General features: G+C 66.2%; 13 protein-coding genes. 8 read left to right on the top strand and 5 right to left on the bottom strand.

The features are described 5' to 3' along the window. Positions 1–4: 4 nt before the first annotated feature. Genes ACOXXX_RS14775 through ACOXXX_RS14795 form a run of 5 tightly spaced genes read left to right on the top strand, consistent with a single transcriptional unit; the run spans position 5 to position 4172 of the window. A complete protein-coding gene (locus ACOXXX_RS14775; RefSeq protein ID WP_422827371.1) occupies positions 5–1123 on the top strand; it encodes an MSMEG_0568 family radical SAM protein in 1119 nt (372 codons plus the stop codon). Next, on the top strand, positions 1120–1665 hold the full coding sequence (locus ACOXXX_RS14780; protein ID WP_422827372.1) for an MSMEG_0567/Sll0786 family nitrogen starvation N-acetyltransferase: 546 nt from the start codon (positions 1120–1122) through the stop codon (positions 1663–1665). Before ACOXXX_RS14775 ends, ACOXXX_RS14780 begins: the two co-directional genes overlap by 4 nt. Beyond that, a complete protein-coding gene (locus ACOXXX_RS14785; RefSeq protein WP_422827373.1) occupies positions 1662–2639 on the top strand; it encodes a sll0787 family AIR synthase-like protein in 978 nt (325 codons plus the stop codon). The genes ACOXXX_RS14780 and ACOXXX_RS14785 overlap by 4 nt, the downstream gene beginning before the upstream one ends. Beyond that, positions 2632–2910, top strand: coding sequence for an MSMEG_0570 family nitrogen starvation response protein (locus ACOXXX_RS14790; RefSeq protein ID WP_422827374.1), 279 nt, complete (start codon positions 2632–2634; stop codon positions 2908–2910). Before ACOXXX_RS14785 ends, ACOXXX_RS14790 begins: the two co-directional genes overlap by 8 nt. Beyond that, complete coding sequence (locus tag ACOXXX_RS14795; RefSeq protein ID WP_422827375.1) at positions 2892–4172, top strand: MSMEG_0569 family flavin-dependent oxidoreductase; 1281 nt, start codon at positions 2892–2894, stop codon at positions 4170–4172. Before ACOXXX_RS14790 ends, ACOXXX_RS14795 begins: the two co-directional genes overlap by 19 nt. Positions 4173–4292: 120 nt before the next feature. Here the strand turns inward: ACOXXX_RS14795 and ACOXXX_RS14800 are convergent, their stop codons facing one another. Both ACOXXX_RS14800 and ACOXXX_RS14805 read right to left on the bottom strand, forming a co-directional pair. Beyond that, a complete protein-coding gene (locus ACOXXX_RS14800; protein ID WP_422827376.1) occupies positions 4293–5615 on the bottom strand; it encodes a glycosyltransferase in 1323 nt (440 codons plus the stop codon). Further along, positions 5612–6829 (bottom strand): NAD(P)/FAD-dependent oxidoreductase, encoded by a 1218-nt coding sequence (locus ACOXXX_RS14805; RefSeq protein WP_422827377.1) that lies wholly within the window; start codon positions 6827–6829, stop codon positions 5612–5614. Before ACOXXX_RS14805 ends, ACOXXX_RS14800 begins: the two co-directional genes overlap by 4 nt. A gap of 240 nt (positions 6830–7069) precedes the next feature. On the opposite strand from ACOXXX_RS14805, the gene ACOXXX_RS14810 reads away from it, so the two are divergent. Further along, the gene (locus ACOXXX_RS14810; protein ID WP_422827378.1) at positions 7070–7906 is read left to right on the top strand and encodes a hypothetical protein; all 837 of its coding nucleotides are present in this window, start codon (positions 7070–7072) and stop codon (positions 7904–7906) included. Positions 7907–7927: 21 nt separating this feature from the next. On the opposite strand, the gene ACOXXX_RS14815 is transcribed toward ACOXXX_RS14810, so the two are convergent. From ACOXXX_RS14815 to ACOXXX_RS14825, 3 genes are all read right to left on the bottom strand, one after another. Continuing rightward, positions 7928–8608, bottom strand: a complete 681-nt coding sequence (locus ACOXXX_RS14815; protein WP_422827379.1) for a sulfotransferase family 2 domain-containing protein — start codon at positions 8606–8608, stop codon at positions 7928–7930. 24 nt (positions 8609–8632) lie between these two features. Further along, positions 8633–11923 carry an HAD family hydrolase gene (locus ACOXXX_RS14820; protein WP_422827380.1) on the bottom strand — a complete coding sequence of 1097 codons (3291 nt, stop codon included), beginning with the start codon at positions 11921–11923 and terminating at the stop codon, positions 8633–8635. A gap of 176 nt (positions 11924–12099) precedes the next feature. After that, positions 12100–15177 (bottom strand): hypothetical protein, encoded by a 3078-nt coding sequence (locus tag ACOXXX_RS14825; protein ID WP_422827381.1) that lies wholly within the window; start codon positions 15175–15177, stop codon positions 12100–12102. 119 nt (positions 15178–15296) lie between these two features. Here ACOXXX_RS14825 and ACOXXX_RS14830 point away from each other — a divergent pair, with 119 nt between their 5' ends. After that, complete coding sequence (locus ACOXXX_RS14830) at positions 15297–16127, top strand: SDR family NAD(P)-dependent oxidoreductase (protein ID WP_422827382.1); 831 nt, start codon at positions 15297–15299, stop codon at positions 16125–16127. Between the two features lie 156 nt (positions 16128–16283). Further along, entirely contained in the window at positions 16284–23207 is a 6924-nt protein-coding gene (locus tag ACOXXX_RS14835; protein WP_422827383.1) for an SDR family NAD(P)-dependent oxidoreductase, read from the top strand. Positions 23208–23214: the final 7 nt, after the last annotated feature.

The following is a 23214-nucleotide window of genomic DNA, read 5'->3' on the forward strand; positions in this document are numbered from 1 at the left end:
TCCCGTGTCAGACACAGGCAGCATCATCACCGACCTGCAAACCCGCGGCATGCGCATGATCGACCCGCGAGCCGGGGCTGACAGCCGCCGCGGCGGGGCCGGACCGACCGACCACAAGGCGGTGACAATCGACGAAATGACCGTGATGATCCCGGTCCACACCCACGCCGCCTTTGACAGCCCCTACGTCGTGGATGCGCCGGATGCCCAAGGGCGCGCCCGGGTCACGAAAGACGGCGCGTTCTTTGCCGAGGTGAGCTTTCCCAAGCGCGCCAGTTTCCTCGATCTCGCCACCGCCGACGGGGTGCCCTACGGCCATATCGCGCAGCTGCATGCCAAAGATGTGCTGGCGACGACCGTACTCCAGACGTGCATCCGGTATGAGAGCCGCAAGAAGTCCTGCAAGTTCTGCGCCATCGGCCAAAGCCTCGCCGCCGGGCGCACCATTGCCCACAAGACGCCGCGGCAACTGGCCGAGGTCGCCGCCGCCGCGGTGCGGCTTGACGGGGTCAAGCACATGGTGATGACCACCGGCACCCCCGCGGGCAAGGATCGTGGCGCCAAGGTTCTGGCCGACAGCGCCGAGGCGATCCGCGCCGCCGTCGACCTGCCGCTGCAAGGCCAGTGCGAACCGCCCGAGGACGACGCCTGGCACCGGCGCATGAATGAGGCGGGGATCGACAGCCTTGGCATGCATCTGGAAGTCGTTACCCCCGAGCTGCGCACCGAGGTCATGCCCGGCAAGGCGCAGGTGCCGCTGGAGAAATACTTCGACAGCTTCGCCGCCGCGGTCGAGGTTTTCGGCTGGGGCCAGGTCTCGACCTATATCCTCGCCGGTCTGGGCGACACTGCCGAGGCGATCCTCGACATCTCGGAACGGCTCACGGCGATGGGCGTCTATCCCTTCGTGGTGCCCTTCGTGCCGGTGTCGGGCACGCCGCTGGAAAGTCATCCCGCGCCGACGCCTGCCTTCATGCATTCCGTCTTGCCGCCGCTGGCACGGATGATCCGCGACAACGGGATGAGTGCGAGCGACATCAAGGCCGGATGCGGGCGCTGCGGGGCCTGTTCGGCCCTGTCGGCTTTCGAGAAATTCGCACCGAAGGAAAGGGTTCTCGCATGATCATCGAAAAGCCCGACGCCTTCGTGACCCCGGAATTCCTGATCCGCCAGGCCACCCTGCCCTGGGAAATCGGCGGTGCTGCCTCGCTGCGCCACCGGACCTTCGTGACTGAACAGGGAATCTTTGACGATCACGACCGCGACGCCGTCGACAAGGTGGCGCTGCCGCTGGTCGCCATCTCGACCATGGCGTCCGAGGCAGACGACGTCGTCGGCACCGTCCGCATCCACGAGGCCGATCCGAATGTCTGGTGGGGCTCGCGGCTGGCCGTGGCGCCGGGTTATCGCCGTGTCGGGCGGCTGGGGGCCGAGCTTATCCGGCTGGCCGTGGGCACCGCCCATGCGCGCGGCGCCAAGCTTTTTCTGGCCTATGTGCAAATGCAGAACGTGCCGCTTTTTGAAAAGCTGAACTGGCAATCGCTGGGCGCACAGGACCTGCACGGGCATCCGCACATGAAGATGCGCGCAGACCTCGCCGCCTATCCGCCGATCGAGGACCCGGCGCGCGGCTGGATGGCGCTGACACGGCGCCGCGCGGCATGACCGACGTCGCCGCCCTTGCCGCGACGCTGGCCGCGCATCCCCATGTGACGGGCAAGCGCGACATCGACACGGTCTGCGCCGCGCTGGCACTGGGGCAGGACAGCCCCGGCCGCCCCGGCGACGATGCGGCGGCGCTGCCCGACGGCGACGGCTGGCAGCTGATGGCGACCGAAGGCTTCATGAACGACTTCGTGGCGCAGGCGCCGTGGTTCGCGGGGTGGTGCGCGGTGATGGTAAACGTCTCGGACATCGCGGCCATGGGCGGGCGGGCGACGGCGCTGACCAATGCGCTTTGGGCCCCTGATGCGGGAATCGCCGCCGAAATCCTGCGCGGCATGGCCGAGGCGAGCGCCGCCTACGGCGTGCCCATCGTCGGCGGCCATTCCAACCTGCGCACCGACCGGCCGCAGCTCGCGGCGTCTATCTGGGGGCGCGCCAAGGCGCTGATCACCAGTTTCGATGCCGAACCGGGCGATGCGCTGATCGCCGCCGTGGACATGCGCGGGCACTATCCCGGCGACAGCGACAATTTTCCGGCCTTCCTCAGCGCCCCGCCCGACCGGCTGCGCGGCGACCTTGCGCTGCTGCCCGAACTGGCCGAGGCAGGTCTCGTCCGCGCGGGCAAGGACATCAGCCAGGGTGGCATCGCCGGCACCGCGGTCATGCTGGCCGAATGTTCCGGCGTCGGCATCGAGATCGACACCGACGCGATCCCCCTGCCAGCGGATACGGCACTGGCGCGCTGGATGGTCACCTTTCCCAGCTTCGGCTTCCTTTTGGCGGCGAAACCCACCGACGTGGCCGCGATCTGCACCCGCTTAGCCGCGCGCGATCTGTCGGCGGGCGTCATCGGGCGGGTCACGCCCGGCAGTGCCGTCACGCTGTGCGCGGGTGATACCCGCGCCACGCTTTGGGATCACGCAGCGCAGCCCTACCTCGGCCTCGCCCCGGCACCGGAGCCCGCCCATGCCTGAAGTCAACTTTCGCATCCGCTGGCCCGACGGCAGCGAAGAGACCTGCTATTCGCCCTCGACCGCGATCCGGAGACACCTGAGCGCCGGGGAAAGCTACGCTCTACACGATTTCCTTGACCGCAGCCTCGCCGGGCTCGACCTCGCCGCGCGCCGGGTCGAGGCGAAATACGGCTTTCGTTGCAGCTCCGCCGATGCGCAGGCCGCGCGCATCACCACCCGCGCCGCGGCCTTTTCCCCCGAGGAGACGATCACATGCCTATCCATGACCTGAACCCCACCCGCACCCATCTGCCCGTCGTCATCGTCGGCGCGGGCCAGGCCGGGATGTCCGCGTCGTGGTATCTGTGCCGCGCGGGCATCGACCATGTGGTGCTGGAGCGGAACGTGCGGTTCAACGCCTGGAAGAACCAGCGCTGGGACACATTTTGCCTTGTCACGCCGAACTGGCAATGCCGCCTTCCCGGCCATCCCTACCGGGGCGACGACCCCGAGGGGTTCATGCTGAAGGACGACATCGTCGATTATGTCGAGGCCTTCGCCGACAGCTTTGACGCACCCCTGCGCGAAGGCGTGACCGTCACCCGCGTGGAACGGGTCGGCGATGGCGGTTTCGAGGTCGATACCGACGCGGGCCTGTGGTCGGCGGATCATGTGATCGTCGCCTCGGGCGGCTATGATCGCCCGGTGACGCCGCCCTTTGCCGCCGATCTGGACCCGTCGATCACCCAACTGCACACGCGCGACTATCACCGCCCCGACGATGTGCCCGAGGGCCGCTGCCTTGTGGTGGGCACCGGGCAATCCGGCGTGCAGTTGATGGAGGATCTGCGCATCGCGGGCCGCGACGTAGCACTGGCCGTGGGCCCCGCGCCGCGCAGTCCGCGCCTTTATCGCGGCCGCGACGCCACCGACTGGCTGTTCGAGATGGGATATTACGACCGCACCATCGCAGAGCAGCCGGACCCCAAGGCGACGGAGGCGAAGACCAACCACTACATGTCGGGGCGCGATGGCGGGCACGAGATCGACCTGCGCGCCTTTGCCCGCGACGGGCTGCCGCTTTATGGATCCGTCACGGGGATGGCGGGGACGACGATCCGGTTCGCCCCGGATCTGGGGCGGAACCTGGATGACGCGGACAAAAGCTACCTGGGTATCCGCGAGATGATCGACGCCCATATCGCCGAACATGGCATCGACGCGCCACCGGCAGACCCTTTCCGCAAGGTCTGGCAGCCGGAGCGCGAGATCACCGAGATCGACGCAGCGGAGGAAGGGATCACCTCGGTCCTGTGGTGCATCGGGTTCCGCCCGGACTACAGCTGGCTGAAGGTGGATTGCCTGGACGACACGGGCCGCCCCGTCCACCGGCGGGGGGTCTGCGACCGCGACGGAATGTACTTCCTGGGCCTTGGCTGGCTGCACACCTGGGGGTCTGGCCGGTTCCTGTCCGTGGGCGACGACGCCGCCTTTGTTACGGATGCGATCATCCACCGGCTGACCGGCGACGAGCGGCGGCGAAGCAACGGCTAAATCGCGATGGGCCTTGGCGGTACCGACAAGCCCCGCACAGGCATCCGCCAACTTCCTTTGCAAGCTGCCGAAACGGGTGTCGGATAACGATCTCAGCGGCGGATGGAACCGTTGCGTCGTTCACCCGCCCCGGTCAAGCGCCCGCCGGGCGCGGTCTCGGATGCTTTCGGCGCGTTCCGGCTTTGGCAGGCCCAGGTCGATGGCACGAACGGCAGCGTCGTGTGCCTGTTGCCAAAGGTCCAGCCCAAAGCAGGATCGGGCCAGCAGCAGATGCGCCTCACTCCTCGTCGGGTCGATCGCCACGGCGGCTTCGGCGTGCCGCTTTGCGGCCTCAAGGCTCTGACGCCGGTCGCCGCCGACGCTTGCGTCCCTGAGCGTCAGGCGGGCAAGCAGTTCGAAAGCGGGCGCGCACCGGCCGTCCAATCGCACGGCACGTTCGGCATGCTGCCTGGCGGCCTCCTCATCGCCCGCGCTCCAGTACCGCTGTGCCAGCGTCAGACTATGCCGCGCCTCTGCTGCGCGTGTCGCGGCGCGGGCGGGCGCAAGGCGGCCGGGGCCACCTTTGCCGCCCGTCAGGCTGCTGAGCAAGACGGCGGGGCTCCGCCCGGCCGCGGCCTCGATGAGCGCGTCCAGAGCCCTTTTTTCCTTCGTGAATCGGGTGCCGTCGTGCAGCAGCACGAGCCGCACAAGATCGCTCAGTTCTTCAAGACTGAACCGAGCGTCATGCAGCACTCGCAGCAGATGACCCTGAAGCGCCTCCACATCCCCAAGGTGCTGTTCGAGGACCCCGTCATGCCAGCTTGCGGTCACGCCTGCGGGGTCCATGATCTTGCGATAGACGACGTCCGGAACCGCGGCGAAGGTCCCGCAAAGGCTGTAGGCGAGCGAGAATGGCAGGTCGGCGCGGTAGCCTTTCTGCCCAATTTCGGGCATCCGCAGCCCCTGCCGCACGGGACCGGAGCGCAGCAGGCTTTTCAGACCAAAGGCAGGCGGCGCGCCGGTCAGGCAGGCGGCGGCGCGGGCAAAACGGTCGCCTTCGATGTCCTGAAAGTGCCGGGTGCGGCGGGCACCGCGCGTGATCTCGATCGCGCCAAAGGCCGAAACGGCATCGGGCTTTTCGCTCATCCGTGCCAGCAGCCGTTCCAGGCAGATCGGGTCGAGCGTGTCGTCGTGAAAACAGAACAGGAAGAAAGACGTGTCTACAGCGTCGAGACAGGCGTTCACATTGCCGACCCAGCCCAGTCGCGTGTCATTCTCTGTCACCGAGACGCGCGGGTCATGGGCGAAGCTGCGGCAAACCTCGGCGCTGCGGTCGTCAGAGGGATCGACCGAGATATGCAGCCGGAATGCCTCGTGCGTCTGTGCAAGGACGCTTTCAATGGCCCGGCCAACCGTGTGTTCGGACCGGTAGACCGGAAGGCAGACGGTCACGTCGGGCGTCATCTTGGCGCGATCCTGTCTGCGATCTCTTCCGCGAAGAGCGGCGCAAGCGTGAGCTTGCCTGTGTCCACAGTGTGATATCCCGGCGGCCCAAGCGTGCTGAGGCCGACATCGTGCCGCGCATGCAGTTCGCTCTGCGGATCGTCGACATCGGTCTGGCCCCAGCAGAAGATCACCCCCGGGACCGAGGACCGTTCGGTGCTTTGCGCCGCGAGCCGCGCGATGCCGGGGACGCGCCTGGCCAGTTCTTCGACCGCCGAATCGAACGTGCCGACCAGGAAGCTGTCGGGCGTGTCGTTCCAGTCGTCGGGCGGACGGATCCGGTCGGTCCGGCGGATGCAGCTGGTCGGATACCAGCTCAGGTAACATGACCCGCTTGGAAGGGTCACGAAATCACCGTAGGGACCAAGGACCATCGTGGCCGAGGCGCCATGGGTCTGTCCGCCAGGCACCTGCATGCGATGGGCCACCTTCTGCCGAAAGAGAAAGGGCCGCGTCACCTCGATCCCAAGGGTCGCATCGACGCGCAGCCTGTCGTGCCACAAGGCGTTCACGACCTCGGTGAACGGCCCCTCCAACCCGCCATCACCGGTCAGAATGTCGAACCGGCCATCGGAGCGTGTGCGGACCGCTTGCACGCGCGTGCTCCACAGGCCGGTCACGTGCCCCGCGCCCCTGATCGCCGTCCGCAGCGCATGGGCCATGCGGCTCAGGTCGATGGCGCGCTCGGGCGTTCGGAATGCGGCGACGACGTATTGCGGGTCGTAGGTTTCTTCAAGCTCCGGCTTGGTCAGGCGCTGGACCGGTGGCAGGTCGGGGCGACCAAGATAGCTGTTGGTCGCGGCGCTCAGGTGCTGGCCGATAGTGTCGTCGATCTCGGCGTAAACCCTTTCCAGCCGGTCGGGATGCTCAAGGCTGTCGGCCATCACAAGATAGTCGAAGGGGCTGGAGGCCGACTGCATGATCTCGGCCGCGGGCCACCACCGGTCCAGCAGCGCGGAAAACCGCGTCGCACCGCGGGCCATGAGCCGGGCCGTGGCCTGGGTGCGGTCCCTGGCGTAGACATAGCCCAGATGGATCTTGCCTTCGTTGTGCAGGCTGGTGCCCGTCACCGGCTGGTCGCCCGCGTCGATCAGGACAACGTCCCGGCCGCGTTCGGCCAGTTCCAGCGCGCTCAACGTTCCCAGAAGGCCGGCCCCCAGCACGCAAACGGTCAATCCTGTGCCCCCTCATGGAAAACGGTGCGCCGGGGTGACATCACGGGCGATGTGGGCGCAGACCAGTCAAGCTACGCCGCAACCATGCATGACTTGGCGCAAAAGCAAAACAGTTCCGCCACGGGCGACCGGATTTGACGCAGCCGCATGCGTGACCGGGCCGCGCCGTACCGGGAACGCGGTGGACCTTCGGCCCTGTTCTTGGTTTCATTGTCATGCAGAATGCGCGGAGGAACGACCTTGAGCAGTTGGGCAAAGCCGCAGGACCCTGCACACGGCACATGCGGGTTTGTCTTTGCGGCGTCCGGCCAGGCCTATGCGACCCTGGCGGAACAGGCCTGCGATACACTCAGGAACACCAACCCGGGGTTCGAGGTCGATCTTTTTACCGATTGCGACGTGCGGCCGGGGCTTTTTTCCCGGGTGCATCCGCTTGATCGCAGTTGGTTCCGGCCAAAGTTCGAAGCGCTGTTGAAGTCGCGGTTCGACCGGACGATCTACCTTGACTGCGATCTGGTGGTGGTGGCCGACCTCAGCGATGTCTTCTGGCTTTTGCAGAAGCACGATATCGCCGCCGCCCATGCGCCTGTCCGAAACGCCGGGTTTGCGACAAGCTGTTGGCGAACGGAGATCCCCAACAGCTTTCCGATGATCAACGCCGGGGTCATGGGCGTTCGGAACAGCCCGGAGAGCAGGGCCTTTCTGTCCGACTGCCAGACCGCGCTGATCGAAAGCGGGCTGCCCCGCGACCAGATCATCGTGCGTGAACTGTTGTGGCAAAGCGGTCTGCGCCTGGCGGTGCTGCCGCCGGAATACAATGTGCGCGACGAACGAACCACGTTGATGAAGGGATCGCGCGTCGGCGCGCCGCGGGTGCTGCACAGTTCGGCCTTTACGAAACGCATGCAAAGCCCCGACCGGGCCCCCACGCCGCACGAAATCTATGGCGAGGTGTTTCTCGACCACGTCGATGCGCTGATCAGGGCCGACCGTCAGCTTTCCCCCGGCGGGCAGCGGCAGGTGCAGGATCTGCCACTGGGGCGCATGGTCAAATGGCGGGCGGCGATGCCGGACTAGCCATCGCTCTCTGGCTGCGGGTCATCCCGTCCCGGATGTCAGACGCAGGCTGAGGCCCTGACTGAACGGATAGGTATATCCCATAAGCGCGATTTCGCGCTTGTAGCGGCGCGCGATGATGTCCCTGTACTGGGCGTGCTGCGCCGCCGAGGTCAGCACCTTGGCGAATTTGCTCCGGCTGTTGGTCTGGTTCAGATGCGCAGGCGCACCCGGCAATGCGTCGGCCCCACACCACGCGCCAACCACCCGAAACACCTTGCCGATCTGGCCGATGTCGACGACCATGTCCGGCAGCACCCGGTTATCGAGCGTAATCATCGCCCATTGCGACCTGATGTGCACATCGGCATCGCGGTCCCGGATCGTGGCAAGCTTCTCGGCGAAATCGATGAAATCCATGTCTGCCTCGAACCCCTGCGCGCCAAGGGCGGGGTGCACCTGGGGCCTGCAGATCTTGTCGACATAGGTCGACACCAGCCGTTCCCACGGGTTGCGCAGGACCGCAAAGGAAAACGTCTCGGCCGCGATCCTGGTGAACTGCGGCTTTGAAATCCGCGGCCAGTCGACCTCTTGGTGGATGTTCCTCATCGTCCGGTAATCGGCGTCCGAGATGAGCGGCAGTAGCCAGGCCCGCAAAGAGGTATTCGCCACCTTCGGGACCGCGAAGTACGCCAGTTTCTGGGGGGCGAAGTGGATGATCACGTGCGTTGCGTCCTTCGGTGGCTGTCAGATCCGGAAGGCGCGCGGGTAAAGCAGCTTGCCGATGCGCCGGTATCTCGGGGAACTCAGGTTGGTGAAAAAGAATGCCGGGTCCTGGCGATACTGCCGCGCCGCGTCGGGACTGCCGATGTGGGCGACGAAGAACGCGACGAAGGGAGTGAGCAAGCGCCGCCAGCGCAGCGGGCCGTAGACGCGCGATTGGTTCGTTTCGCGCCAGATCACCCTGGCGCCTTCGGTCCAGATGGAGGTGGCGGGATCGGCAGCGTCGCTGACGATCTGGTTGCTGGAGCGCCCGCTGTACACGTTTTCGAAACTCAGCCCCTGGAACAGGCGCGCATCGGCCGGTGCGGGATTGTCCAGCATCATCCGGAACCCACTGGTCGCGTCGTTTCCGGTCAGCAGATGACGCCCGATCAGATGCCCGAAATGGACCTTCATGTCCTGGCTGAACGCGACAACCGCATCGTGGCAGTCGCGCGCGAACCGGACGCGGGGTCCTTCCTCGTCCGTGGACATGAAAATGGGCCGCACCCCGTCGCCATCCTTTTCGGCCTTCAGGAAACTACCCTCAGCGTTCAGGAACATCGCCTCGAACATCAGGATGTTGCGCGGGTAGCTGTGGCTGTCGCGGGCCGGGTTGATCCGGTCGACATAATAACCGCGCGTGTGGGTTTCCGGGTTGGGGATGTTGCGGTCGATGTCCTGGAACGTGGCGAAATAGTATCCGCGCAGCTCGTCGGTCTGGAACAGCTTCTGCAGTCCCGCCTGCAACGTACCAAGGTGGCCGATATCGACAACGGCGCCGGTTCGGGCGGTGGTCTTGTTCAGGCCCGAATTTGCGCAGAGTTCCAGGTAGGCCTCCCGCTCCCGTGCCGCATTGCGCAGCACGGGCGTGGCAAATTCGCGGTCGGACACAAGACTGACCAGCCTGTCGCGGTCGGTCGCAAGACCCACGCATTCGTCAGCGGTGGCAAAGCCGTACCGCGACAGAAACTCTGGTCCCAGATCCGCGGCGTCCATGCCGAACCGGTTGGACAGCAGCGCCGACAACGGCATGGGGGTAAAGTTGGTGTCAAGCAACGCCGGAAGGTCCGCAGGCTCGAAAAGCCCCGCCGTCCGGATCGCGCGTCGGGAAGCCAGCACGTAGTGCGATCTTGGCGCGTCTTCGTCACCCGCGGCCAAGGCATCGTAGCAGCGTTTGACGATTTCACCGTCCCGCGACAGGAAAAACAGATCGCGCACGCCATCGGCCTTGGCGTTTTTGAGTACCCAGGCGGCCATTCCGAAAAAGAGCGGACCCAGAACCGCATATCCGCAGGTTTGAACAGAATGCTGCGTGAACCCCGGTACAGGCGCCCGTGGCGCGCCGACGATACGGCGCGCGACCAGCCCGCAGACGGCGCTGCGCATTTCACGGTTGGGGATATCTGCGTATATCCGCGTGAGGGGCGACAGCTTTTCCGCCACCTTCGGCGTGGCGGACAGTTCAAACGTGGCAAGGCCCGCCTGATCGCCGCGGATGATATCCGAGAAAGGATTGTCGCCGATGTGCAGGATCCGGTCCGGCGGCACGCGTTCGGCATCGAGCACATGCGCGAAGAGCGTGCCGGATTGCTTGAGCGCGCCGGTTTCCGAGGACAGATAAAGCGCGTCCCACCCTTCGATCCCGGCGGCCTGCAACCTCAGCTCGATGAACGCGCGGTCAAAGAAGGTGTCCGACACGAGGATCACGCGCTTTCCGGCGGCCTTGGCATGGCGAAAGGCATCGCGCCCGACACGGCGCGGGACAAGCACCTGGTCTTCGACGGACAGCTCCAGCCGGTGCAGCCATGCGGCGTCGTCCGGGCCTAGCCCGAACCGCTGGGCCAGCGCGCCGTACCTGTCCTCAAGCCGGACCTCTTCGCCCACGGCACGGTCGGACGCAAGCGCGCGGGCGGATTTGCGCGCCTCGATGAAGTTGCTGAAACGATTGGGAAAGCGGTCGTGCACGTGGCGCCCCATGTGCAGGAAAATATCCGCAGGGTCCGCGACGACACGTTCGAGCAGCGTGTCGAAGATGTCAAACGACACGACGGCTGCCGCGTCGATCCTGGCGGTCAGATCGGCAAAGTCCTCGGGGCTGTCCACGAAGCCGGTCAGATCCGGCTCGAACCGGATGCTCGCCGCCTTGGCGGCGCCCGGTCCGGCAGGGCGCGCGCCCTTTCGGTTCGATTTGGCCGCCCGGACCTCTTTCAGCTGGACCCGCGTCGCCTCGGCCTTGTCGACTTGGGCGTAGCTCCAGTAAAATCCCAGCATGTCCCGCACCTTGTCCTTGCTGTCGCGGAAAAGGATGGGCTCGCAGCGGGTCACCGGCATGACCGGTGCCAGCAGCGCGGACCAGAAATGCGGGCTGATGAAATCCTGACAGACCGAATGGAACTGGCCCGGCTGGTCTGGCCGGTCGAATTCGATGATGGGTCTGAACAGAAAGCGGGTTGTCTTGTCGAAATACTTCGCCTCGTGCACCACGGAAGAAGAGATCGACACGACCTCGTCCAGATGCGGGCTCGACAGCATGCGGTAGGTCGGATGCGCGCTGACCTCGGCGAAAGGGCGCGATGTCACGAAGCGCAAGATCGCCTCGTCCCCGCGTTTGAGGTAGGGGTGGCGCTGGTAGAACACGCGCGTCCGGCGCGCGCCAAGGTCTTCGAACGCCTGCCTGTAGTCCAGAAGGCTCAGCATCCGGCCCCGATCGCAGACGGATTTGTCCTTGAGCGTCTGGCCGAAGAACGCCGCCGATCCGGGCGGAATGGCGGCTTCCTCGCGGTGCCAGCCCTTGTAGGTCTGAATGCGGATCCGGTCGGCATACAGGTAGAACTGGCTTTCGGGCACGTGGAAGGCCCCGATGCCGGCATGGATCTCCGGATCGTTGGATTGGAACGCGAAAAGAATGTCGTCGTAAAAGCGGACCGGATGAAGCCAGAGATCGATGTAGGTGGCACCGGTGCGGGCCAGCATCCGTTTGGTCTGCGGCGAAAGCTCGTACCCGATCACCAGACTGTGCTCGTCCAGCCCGACGGACTGCAGCGCCTGCACGGAGCGATCGGTGAACAGCGCATCATCGAACCACATCTGCGCGACGTCGGGATCGCACTCAAACCCCGCATCGGCAAAGAACGCGCGTCGACTGAACCGGGCGCCGTCGCTTTCGCCCGAGGCCAGCACGCGCAACGGGGTCTGCGTGGCCATCCCAAGCGGGCGTTTCAAAAGGTCGTGCATCCAGCGCAGGTTCGACCACTGTTCGTCTTCCGAGGTCATCAGGAAATCGCTGCACAGCAGGATTTGCCGGATGGCACTGTGCCGGGATGCTGGCGCGGTTCCTTGAGACACGTTCAAAAGATCGACCCTGACCCGCTTGCACCGTTCCTGACTGCCCGATTTGAGCCATAGCGGCCCTGGTATTGCAAGTGATGGCTGCGGCGTTCCAGCCTTGGTCAGTCGCGCGGATAGAGCCAGCGCCCGATGCGCCAGTAGGTCGGGTGCCGCAAGCGCCGGAAAAATCCGATCGGGTCGTCGCGGTAATGATCGACGTCATGCGGTTGGCCCAACCGCGCCACAGCCATCGCGACGAACGGCGTGAACACCCGCCGCCAGCCCAGCACGCCGAATCCTGCCTGTCGCGGTCTGGGCCGTCCGGACAGTGTCGCGAACCGCCGGGCTGCGCGCGGATACAAGACCGCGGCGCCTTCTTGCCAGCTTGATGTGCCGCCACCCTCCGCCGCGATCAGGGGGTGCGGTGCTGCCTGCTTGTCCGGGTCATCAAAGGTCAGTCGGCCGATCAGGCGCGCATGCGCGGCGTCGGGGCGGGCCAGCAGGGTGGCCAGCGGCAATTCGGCCATATCGGGCGGTATCTCGGCCCCGACGATCTCTGGCGCGATATCTCTCAGCGTCCGCGCCATGGCGACCGCGCCGTCATGCGCGCGGGTCACGAATTGCTCTCTGTCGCGGGTGTCGGTCTGGCCGGTCGCGAGCCCGTGCCATTCGACCCCGGCCCGGGCAACGCCGGTGTAAGAGGGCCCCGCCCGGCACAGCAGGGTTTCGTAGACCCGCCTGTTGCGCTCGATCTGGCGCGTACCGGTGGGGTTGAACCGCGCGGTGAAATAGCCCTGCGACCGGTCGCCGGGCGCGCTGGTCGCAAGGTAGAAGCCCGCGATGTCGCGCCCCAGCAGGGATGACATCGCGGCCTGCATCGTGCCCCTGTACCCGATATCCACGATTGCGCTGTCGGCCTGGTCCAGGCGCAGGCTGGTCAGGTAATCGCGGTAATCCCGCGCCAGCTGCCGGTTCGCCGCCACCGCCGGGCCCGCCATGTCCCGCGCCAGATGCGCGAGGGCGGTGCGTGGGCAGTCGATGCCGATGACGGCCTGGGCATCTCCGATGCCGCAGCGCGCCAGCAGGTCGGCGTCGGGCTGCTGACCGGCGTGGCGCGCGCACCATCCGGCCACGGTTTCGCCGTGGGCCACATGCTCCAGACAGCCAAGAAAGCGTTCTTCACTGGTCACCTCGGTGCGCCGGGCAATCTGGCGCGATGCGATGACGTCAAAGGTTTCGCCGCCCGGGAAAAGTGCGTCATAGGAGCGGCGCATGACCTCGCCCTCGCGCGTCAGGAACCCCAGGCGCGGAGCGCGTGCCCGGTGCGCCGAGTGATGAAGCCAGATCGCAAAGCCGCAAAGCAGCGGACCGAGGCAGACCGCGCCAAACCGCCAGGCGCGCGAGGCCGAACGCGGGTCCTCTGCCATCGCAAGCGCCGCCGATTTGATCAGAAACCCGGTCTCGATCCCCCGCTCCAATCGGTTGAAGGCCGATCCGAGGGTCGGAAAATCCCGCCGAACGGCGGCATCGGGCGGCGGGACATGGGCAGCGCGGAGGCCGTTTTCCGTCGCACGACTGATATCGCTTTGCACGTTGTCGCCGTGGTGACAGATCTCGGCGGCAGGCACGTTCAACCGGCTGAGCACGGCGGGATACAAGCCGCCCGATTTCTTTGTTTTCCCCAGATCGGCAGAGGTGAAGATCCCAGACCATCCCGAATACCCGGCCTTGGTCAGCAGGGCGGCGCATTGATCCGCGCTGTAAAGCGTATCGGACAGGATGATGGGCGCGCGGACGCGTTCAAACAGCCGTTTGCCGCGTGGCAGGGGATGCACGGCGGCCAACTCTTCCTCGAATTCAAGCGCCACCAGCGACGCGACATTCTGCCCGTCCGGCGCGGGCCGGATGGCGGCGTAGACCTCTGAAAGTCTCGGCTCTTGCCGCCCCTCTGCCGCCGCGGTCTTCCTCGCGACAAACTCCGCTTTCCGGCGCGTGTCGCTGAACGCCCCGGGCGCGATACCCAGCAGTTGCGCCGCCTTGGCGGCGATGGCATCGAACACATGGTCGGGCCGGGCGTATCTGCGCGTGATCAGCGTGTCGAAAAGGTCAAACGAATGGACGGTCATCCGAGGCTGAGGCGCGCCCCGTTCGGGCAGGTGCTGTTCAGCCCAGTGAAAGCCAAGCGCATCGCGCAAGGGTCCGCCGGCGGCGGTGTGGGGTGGCGAAGGAGGCGGGGCCGCCAGGTCCAGCATGCCGCCCAGGATGTCGCGCCAGAATGCTGCATCCGTCAGCTTTTGGTAGGTGCCGACATAACCGTCCGGACCGTCAAGCGGCACGGCGGGGTCCAGAAAACGTTGCCCCATTTTACCGAAAAACCGCGCTTCTTCGGACAGGGACGACGACAGCGACGCGACCCCGGCGATGCGAGGGTCGGACATGAGCGCGTAAGAAAGGCCCGACAGGCGCGAGACGTTGGAAAACCCGTCGAGAAACGCGGAAACCTCGGGATCGGACCGTCCGAGCTTTGGATGATCGAGGTAATAGATATGCGGAACCCGCGCCGCGAGGTCAGCGAATTTCGACGCGTGGTCCTGCAGGGTGTGAAAGCCTTGCGGGCCAAGAACCGACTTGTCGCGCGGCAACTGCCCGGCAAAAAGAAAGGCGCCGTCGATCAGGCCGTGCTGCACCGCGTCGGCCTGAAGCTGCGTGATGATCCCGTTGGCCATTTCCTGCAATGCGTCGTCCGGATATTGGTGCCGCCGCAACCGGCTGTTGATGCGCGGATCGGATGACCGCAGCGCGAAAAGGATGTCGGGGGCGAAGCGCACCGGATGCAGCCAGATGTCGATCCAGGCAATGCCGCAAGTCGTCAGCGCATCGCGTGTTCCCTTCGACAGCTCGTACCCGAGAAGAAGCGTTTCGCTTGGCAAGGCGGAGATGAGCATGGCCTTTGCGGCGTCTGGAAGGCCTCTGCCATCGAACCAGCGATGCCTGTCACCGACGGCACCTGTCGCCCCGGCCGCTGTCAGGAACCGCGCCTGATCGAACCCAGCGCCGATCCCGCAGGTCACCAGGACGGTCCCGATCACCGACGACAGGGGGGGTGCTACGTAGCGTTCAAGCCACCTGACCGAAGCCTTTTGTTCGCTTGGCCGCGATGCGAGAAAATCGGCAACCACCTTGACATGCTGGATGGGCATTTGGTCTTCTTGCATTGTTTTCAGGGTGTGGCCGGTCGCATTCATGTTCATTCAAGTCGAACGACGGCCTGGCATGCAACTGCTATCGGTGGTCGCGGTGTGGGATAAGAGTTGCAGTCATGCAGAGACGTGCCCACGATCCTGGCCTGAACTCGCTCATCATCACCGGGGCCAGCAGCGGCATTGGCCGCGCCCTTGCGCTGGAATACGCGCGGCCCGGACAAACGTTCCTGCTCTGCGGACGCAATGCCGAGCGGCTGGAGGCGACGGCGGCAGCAGTGCGCAAAAAGGGCGCAATTGCTGAGCTGTGTTGCGTATCAGTCCGTGACGCACCGGCCTTTGCCGCTGTTATCACCGGTTTCGATGCGCGCTGCCCGGTCGATGGGCTTTTCTTTGTGGCGGGGGTCAAGGCCGGGAACCAGGACGCCATCGAACCCGCACCAGAGGTGCGCCGGGTCATCGATGTGAACCTCGTTTCGGTGATCCTGGCGGTTCAGGTGCTGCTTCCAAGCTTGCGGTCGCGCGGGTCCGCGCGCATCGTCCTTGTCAGCTCGTTCGCGGCGCTGACGCCGCGCGGCGAACTGCTGTCGTACTCGGCCAGCAAGGCAGCGATCATGGCCTATGGCACCGCGCTGCGGCGGGAATTGCGGGGCACCGGCCTGTCTGTCACGACCGTGGTGCCCGGTTTTGTCGACACGCCGATGACCGACCGCCACCTTGGCCCGGCGCCCATGCTTGTCCCTGCGGAAAAGGCCGCGCGGATCATCCGCCGGGGGGTGGCGGCGCGCCGGGCCAGGGTCGTGTTCCCCCGGCTTCTGGCCTTCGGGGTCTGGTGGCAGGAGTGGCTTCCGCCGCGGCTTTCGGACCTGATCGGAGAACGGTTTCGCGCCGGGGTTCTGGCGGACGACGACGAACTGGGACGACGTGGTGACGAAGGTAACAGCCCATGAACCGGATGAGATCGGCTTTCACATGACCCCGACCCGGCTCAAACTGCGGGCGTGCAGGCAGAACGCCCGGGCATCGGATCAGCCTCCGCAGGCCTGTCGCCCCGTTGCACTGGTGTCGGTTGCGCAAAGCGGATGGCGGACATCCAGGGGCCGCGCATGACGAACCGGAGCGTCGCAATTGTCGGCTATGCGGCCCGCCTGCCCGGCGCGCCGGATGTCGCGGCTGTGTGGGATGCGCTGGTCGGGGGCACATGCGCCATTCGTGACATTCCCCCTGACCGTTGGGCCGCGGCGCGGTTTCTGAGCGATGAGGAGGATGCGCCCGGCAAGACCTATGTCGCCCGCGCCGGTCTCATCGACGATGTCTTTGCCTTCGACAACGCGCATTTCGGGGTTACCCCGCGGGATGCCCGCCAGATGGATCCGCAGCAACGGCTGCTGCTCGAAACGGTCGCGACGGCGCTGGATCATGCCGCCATAGACCCGGCGCGGCAGGATCGCACACGGATCGGGGTCTTCGTCGGTGCGTCGTCTTCGGATCATTCGACCCTTGCGCTGGAGGATCCGGACACTGTCGGGCCGAGCTACATGGTCGGCAACACGCTGTCGATCCTGTCAAACCGGATATCCTTTGCCTGGGATCTGCAGGGTCCCAGCTACTCGGTCGACACGGCCTGTGCCTCGGGGCTGTTTGCGCTGGATCACGCCCGGCGCGCCATCGCGGAGGGCGAGATAGACACGGCCATCGTCGCGGGCGTCAACGCCTTGCTGTCGCCGCTGCCCTTTGTCGGGTTTTCGCACGCCCGCATGCTGTCGAAGACCGGGCTGTGCCAGGCCTTTTCCAAAGATGCGGACGGATATGTGCGGGCCGAAGGTGCCGTGGCCTTTATCCTGCGCGATGAAAACAGCGCCCGCGCGCAGGGCGATCAGATCCGGTCGATCCTGGTGGCGTCGGGCACCAACAGCGATGGCAGGTCGCCCGGCATTTCCCAGCCCAAAAGCGCCACGCAGGAACGGCTGATGGCCGAGACGTGCCGCCGGTTCGGGGTCACACCGGACGACCTGGCCTTTCTCGAAGCGCATGGCACCGGCACGGCCATCGGCGACCCAGAGGAAGCGCAGGCGATTGGCGGCGCCTATGGCAAGCGTCGTTCGACGCCACTGCCCATCGGATCGGCCAAGAGCAACTTTGGTCATCTCGAACCGGCCTCGGGCCTTGTCGGGCTTCTCAAGGCGCAGCTTGCGCTTGAACATCAGACGATCCCGGCGTCGCTGCACTGCGCCGAGCTGAACCCGAACATCGACTTCGACGCCCTGGGCTTGAGCGTTGTGCGCGAGACGCAGCCGATCCCGCAGCGCGACAAGCCCTGGTTTGCCGCGGTGAATTCCTTTGGCTTCGGCGGCGCGAATGCGCATGCGATCCTGCGCCAGCCGACGCCGGTTCCGACGGCCGGTGATCAGCCACTGCCCCGCGGTCTGATGCTGAGCGCCAGTTCGCAGGACGCGCTGCGCGCGCTGGCACGCCGCTGGGCGGACAAGGCGCAGGGCGCGGGCCCCCACCTTGCCTCCGAAATCTTTGCCGCCAACACGCGGCTGACCCGGCATCGGCACCGCCTGTGCCTGCGGGCGGGCAGCGCCCAGGGGCTGACGGCGGCGCTTCATGCCTGGCTGGAGCGAGAGGCGACATCCGAGGCGGCCAGCGGCACCGCGCGCTTTGATCAGGGGCGGGTCGGGTTCGTCTTTCCCGGCAACGGCGCGCAATGGGCCGGCATGGGCCGACAGGCGTTCCTGGGCGATCCGGTCTTTCGCGACTCCTTCCAGCGAACCAGCGACCAGTTCCAGGCGCTTGGCCTGACATCCCTTGTCGATCGCCTGATGGCGCCCGATCTTGCGGCATCTCTTGACCGCTCGACCGTCGCGCAGCCCTTGCTTTTCGCCCTTCAGGTCGCGTTGGTGGACAGCCTCGCCGCACAGGGTGTGACGCCACATGCCGTGCTTGGCCATTCGGCGGGTGAATACGCCGCAGCCTGTGCAGCCGGGGCTTTGTCCCGCGAAAACGCGGTCTTCGCGGTCTTCAGCCGCGCGACCGCGCTTGCCGAACTGCACGGGACGGGCGGCATGATGGCGCTGGCGACATCCCTTGATCAGGCGCAGGCGCTGATCGCCGACGCCGGGCTGGCCGCCGACATCGCCGCCGACAATGCTGACAACAACGTCACGGTTTCGGGATCGGTGGACACGCTCGACAGGCTGCGGCGGCTGGCGCGGCAGAACCGCATCGCCGCCAAGATGCTGCCGATCCCCTACCCATATCATTCGCACCTGGTGCAGCCCTTCCGGGACCAGCTGATCCGCGACATGGGCGTGATCGATCCTGCGGACCCATCTGTCGATCTCTACTCGGGAACACTGGCCCGCAAGATCGCCGCAGCGGACCTGACGCCGGACTATTGGTGGACCATGACGCGCGGCACCGTCCGGTTCAGGAAGGCGCTGCGCGAAATGCTGAACGACGGCATCGGCCTTATTGTCGAGATCTCCGGCCGGTCGGTGCTGCGCGGCAATATCGCGTCGATTGCCGCACAGGAAAACCGCGGCGTGCAAGTCATCGCGTCGCTCGAAGACAAGCAGACGGACGTGTTCACGCCCGGCCGCTGCGCGCTCGACGTGCTGGCGCACGGCGGAGCCGTCGACGAAACGCCGCTGCTGGGGCGCCATCAACCGTTTGTCGGCACGCTGCCCGCCTACCCGTTCCAGCGCACGGAATTCCGCCTGAGCTCGGACAAGGGGATCGACCTTTTCGGCCAGGGGGCGGAGCATCCGCTCTTGGGCCACCGGATCGCGCAGAACGTGGATGTCTGGAGAACCGATCTGTCCGTCGGGCGCCACGGCTGGCTGCGCGATCACCGGGTCGGCACGGATATCGTCGTGCCGGGCGCAGCGATTGTCGAAATGCTGTGGTCAGCGGCGAAAGAGCTGTCGGGCGAGGCCGCGTGCGCCCTGTCGGACGTCGAATTCCTTCAGCCCATCATGCTCAAGGACACCGGTCAGGCGGATGTCCGGGTCGTGCACGATGCCGCCTCAAGGCGGCTGTCGGTCGGCCTGCGCGCGGGTCCGCATTGGCGCACCGTCGCCTTTGCCACCCTCACCCAGGCCGCCGCTGCCGCACCAGCCAGGGCGACGGCCCGGCCGGTCGGCCCGGCGGAGGAGCTTTACCCCAGATTGGCCGACATGGGGCTGAACTATGGCCCGGCGTTCGCGCTGGTCACGGGCCTGTCGGTCAGCGGTACCAACGTGTCGGCCGACCTCGCGCAGCCCGGTGAGACGACCGATGGCTTCACCCTCAACCCCTTCAGCCTTGATGCCGGGCTGCATGCGCTTATCGCCCTGATGCCCGACCAACGGCAGGCAAGGCCATTCGTGCCCGGTCGCATCGGGCGGATCACCTGCGGGCCGGACGCGGGGATCAGACGCGCCGACATTCATCTGCGCCGCGCGTCTGATCACGGCCTTTGCATCGACGTGACCTACTACGACGGGTCGGATTGTCTGTGCGTCCAGCTTGACGAGGTCTGGCTGCGTCCCTTCCGCGCCGCGCCACAGCACCGGCCTGCCTTCTGGGATGAACGGCTTGTCCCTGCAAAGCCGTGCCCGGATGCGGATCTGACACGCCGCGCGACAGAGGCCTTCCTGGCCGGACCGGCTGACCCCGATCTTGGCGTCATCCGGCAATCCATCGCCGGGCGCGTGGCTTATGACAGGGCCACCGCTGCGGAGCCGTCGACATGGGGCGCAAAGCGACAGATCGCGCTGGACGCGCTAGAGGCCATGAACCTGCTTTCGGAAGACGGGGACGGACAACTGACAACACGGCAGACCTGCCCCTGGCCCGAGATTGACGAGTTGATCACCCTTCTGGTGTCCAGCTGCCCGGACGCGACGGACACGCTGAACGGCATTCTGCGGCATCAATCCGGTGACGCGCCCGGGGATGTCGGCATCACCCGCGTCGCGACACGCGTGATGTCGGCACTGTCCGGGCATGACGCGCGCATTCTTGTCGCCGGACAGCTCGATCCCGCACTCTTCGCGACGCTCGCGTGCGGCAAGGCGCATGTGGTGGTCGGCGCCGCGGATTCTGACGCGGCTCAGGGATTCGAGATCGTGCTGGGGGCCAACGGCATCGCTCCCGTCGCGACCATTGCGGACCTGGCGGAAGGGCCGACATTCGATCTGGTCGTTGTCGTGGATCCGGGCTCCGGCCTGCCCGGCCCGATGCGGCAGAGCCTGATGGCCCTTGTCGCCCCGGGCGGGGCGATCATGGCGCTGGAGCGGTCGGACGATCTCTTCGAACTTCTGACTGCGCCGGAGGTGCCAGGGCCAGCAGACAGCATTGCCAACGCCCTGAAACGGCGCGCGTTCACCGTGACGCAGCATGTCGCACCCGATGAACCGTCTGTCTCGCTCCTGATCGGGACGGCAGCCCAACCGCAGGTGACGGACGATGTGCAAGGTGACTGCCCTGCCGCATTGGCAACACTGGACGGTCAAAGCCTGGGCGGCGACGCTCGGCTTGTCATCTTGCCGGAACAGGCCGACCCGCTGACGACGGTGGTGGCGCAGGCTGAGGCGTTCAAGCAGATCGACGCAGCGACCGCTCCGGTCTGGGTCGTGCAAAGCGGTCTTGAAGGCGCGCGATCCTTGCGCGCCTGGCGCCGCTGCATCGTGAACGAGACGGGGCGCGACATCCGCGTGGCGTCGGTCAGCGCAACGACGCCGCCGGAATGTGTGCTGCGCCATCTTTCGACAACCCCGGAAACCGAGCTCGAACTGCACGGCTCCCGTGCCCTGGCCCCCCGCCTGTCGAAACGGCTGCTTGAGGATCTGGTCGATCCGGCGGAGCATCGCTATGTGCTGGCCCAGCCGCACGGCCTGCAGCTGAACGACCTGTCCTGGCGACGCGACGATCGGACACCGCCCGTGGGCAACGAGGTACAGATCGAGGTCGAGGCCGTCGGGCTCAATTTCCGGGACGTCCTGTGGGCGCAGGACCTGCTGCCGCCCGACATGCTGGACGGCGGGTTCGCCGGAGCAACGCTGGGCATGGAATGTTCCGGCACGGTGGTGATGTCGGGGCCGGAGGCGACCCTGCAACCCGGCACGCCGGTTCTGGCCTTCGTGCCCGGGGCCTTCGCCAGTCATGTGACCGTGTCCGAAGACACCGTGATGCCCGCGACCGACGCGGCATCCCTGCCCGCGGCCACGTCGATCCCGGTGCCTTTCCTGACCGCGCTTTACGGGCTGGAGGAACTGGCCCGCCTGCAGACAGGCGAAACCGTTCTTATTCACGGGGCGGCGGGCGGCGTCGGGCTGGCGGCGGTGCAGATCGCGCGGCGGATCGGGGCCGAGATCATCGCGACGGCGGGTCGCCCGGCCAAACGGGCCTTTCTGAAATCCCTTGGCGTGCGCCATGTGCTCGACAGCCGGACGCTGGAGTTCGAAACTGGGGTGCAGGAACTGACCCGGGGCCGCGGCGTGGACGTCGTTCTGAACTCCCTCGCCGACGAGGCCCTGAAGCGGTCGCTCGCCTGCCTGGCGCCGTTCGGGCGTTTCATCGAGCTGGGCAAGCGCGATTTCCTCGCGAACACCCCACTTGCCATGCGGGTCCTGCGGCAGAACATCTCGTTCCACGCGGTCGACGTGGACCAGCTTTTGAAACATCGCCCCGACACGGCCAGACGGCTCATGGCCAGCATCGTAGAGCGGATGGCCGCCGGGGAATACGAGCCTTTGCCGACGGCGGTGTTCCCGCCCGAGGACGTCACCGGCGCGTTTCGCCGGATGCAGAAATCCGATCACATCGGAAAGATCGCGTTGCGTCCGAAGACGCCCGGGCCAAACGTTGGGAAGGCGACCCAAGACCTAGGAACGGTGTGGCTGGTCACGGGCGGCTCCTCGGGCTTCGGCTTCGCGACGGCCCGGTGGCTGGCGTCCAAGGGCGTGGGCACCCTCTGGCTCTGCAGCCGCTCCGGCGAACTGAAGCCGGAGCAGGCTCAGGCGCTCACCGATCTGGGCGCCACGGTCAGAACCGTTGCCTGCGACGTTTCGGATCCGTCGGCTGTCGCCGGGCTGATGGCGCAGATCGGGGCGGACGGTCCCGGCCTTGATGGCGTGGCCCATTGCGCGGCGGTCTATGGCGACGGGTTGTTCGGCGAGGCTGACCTTGATGCCGTCAAGGCACGGCTTGGCGTCAAACTGGGCGGCGCGGTACATCTTGATGTGCAGACGCGGCAGTTCGACCTGCGGCATTTCTGGCTTTACGGTTCAGTCGCGGCGCGGTTCGGCAACCCCGGTCAGGCCGACTATGCCGCGGCGAATGCGGCGCTCGAGTCCCTGACCGACAGGCGGCAGGCCGACGGCCTTTGCGGGACGACCTTCGCCTGGGGCCCAATCGGTGATACCGGATACCTGGACCGCAGCCCGAACGTCGCCGAGGCGATTTCAGCGCGGACCGGCGGGCTGATGACCACCGATCAGGCCTTCGCGCATCTCGAAAGCGCGCTCGAAGCCGGGGCCCTGCCCCCGACGCTGACAATCGCGCCAGTGGACTGGCACTCGATGCTGCGCGGATTGCCGGTACGCACGGATCCGCTCTTCTCTCACCTTGCCAAGCGGCTGGTGGCCGAAAGCGATGCGGCCAGGATCGATCTGAAGGCGATGATCCGTGATCTTGGCGAGGCGAGGGCCCGGGAGAAACTGATCGAGATCATCAGGGCCGAGGCAGCGGCAATCATTCAATCCGCGCCGTCGGACATCGACATCGACCGGCCGCTGGTCGATATCGGGCTGGACAGCCTCATGGGCCTCAACCTCAAGATGGCGGTCGAGGAACGGCTGGGGCACAGCCTGCCGCCAGTGTCGATTGGCGAGGGGCTGACGCTGAGAGACATTGCCCGCGATGCAATTGCGCATGCAACCGGTGCTGCGGATCCGGCGGCTTTGAGGGATCAGATGATCGAACGACACGTCACCGATCCGGACGCCAAGGATCAGCTGAAACAGGGGCGGGCCTCAGCCTGACAATCGG

Source organism: Thalassococcus sp. BH17M4-6 (genome assembly GCF_049323015.1).
Taxonomy (GTDB): Bacteria; Pseudomonadota; Alphaproteobacteria; order Rhodobacterales; family Rhodobacteraceae; genus Puniceibacterium.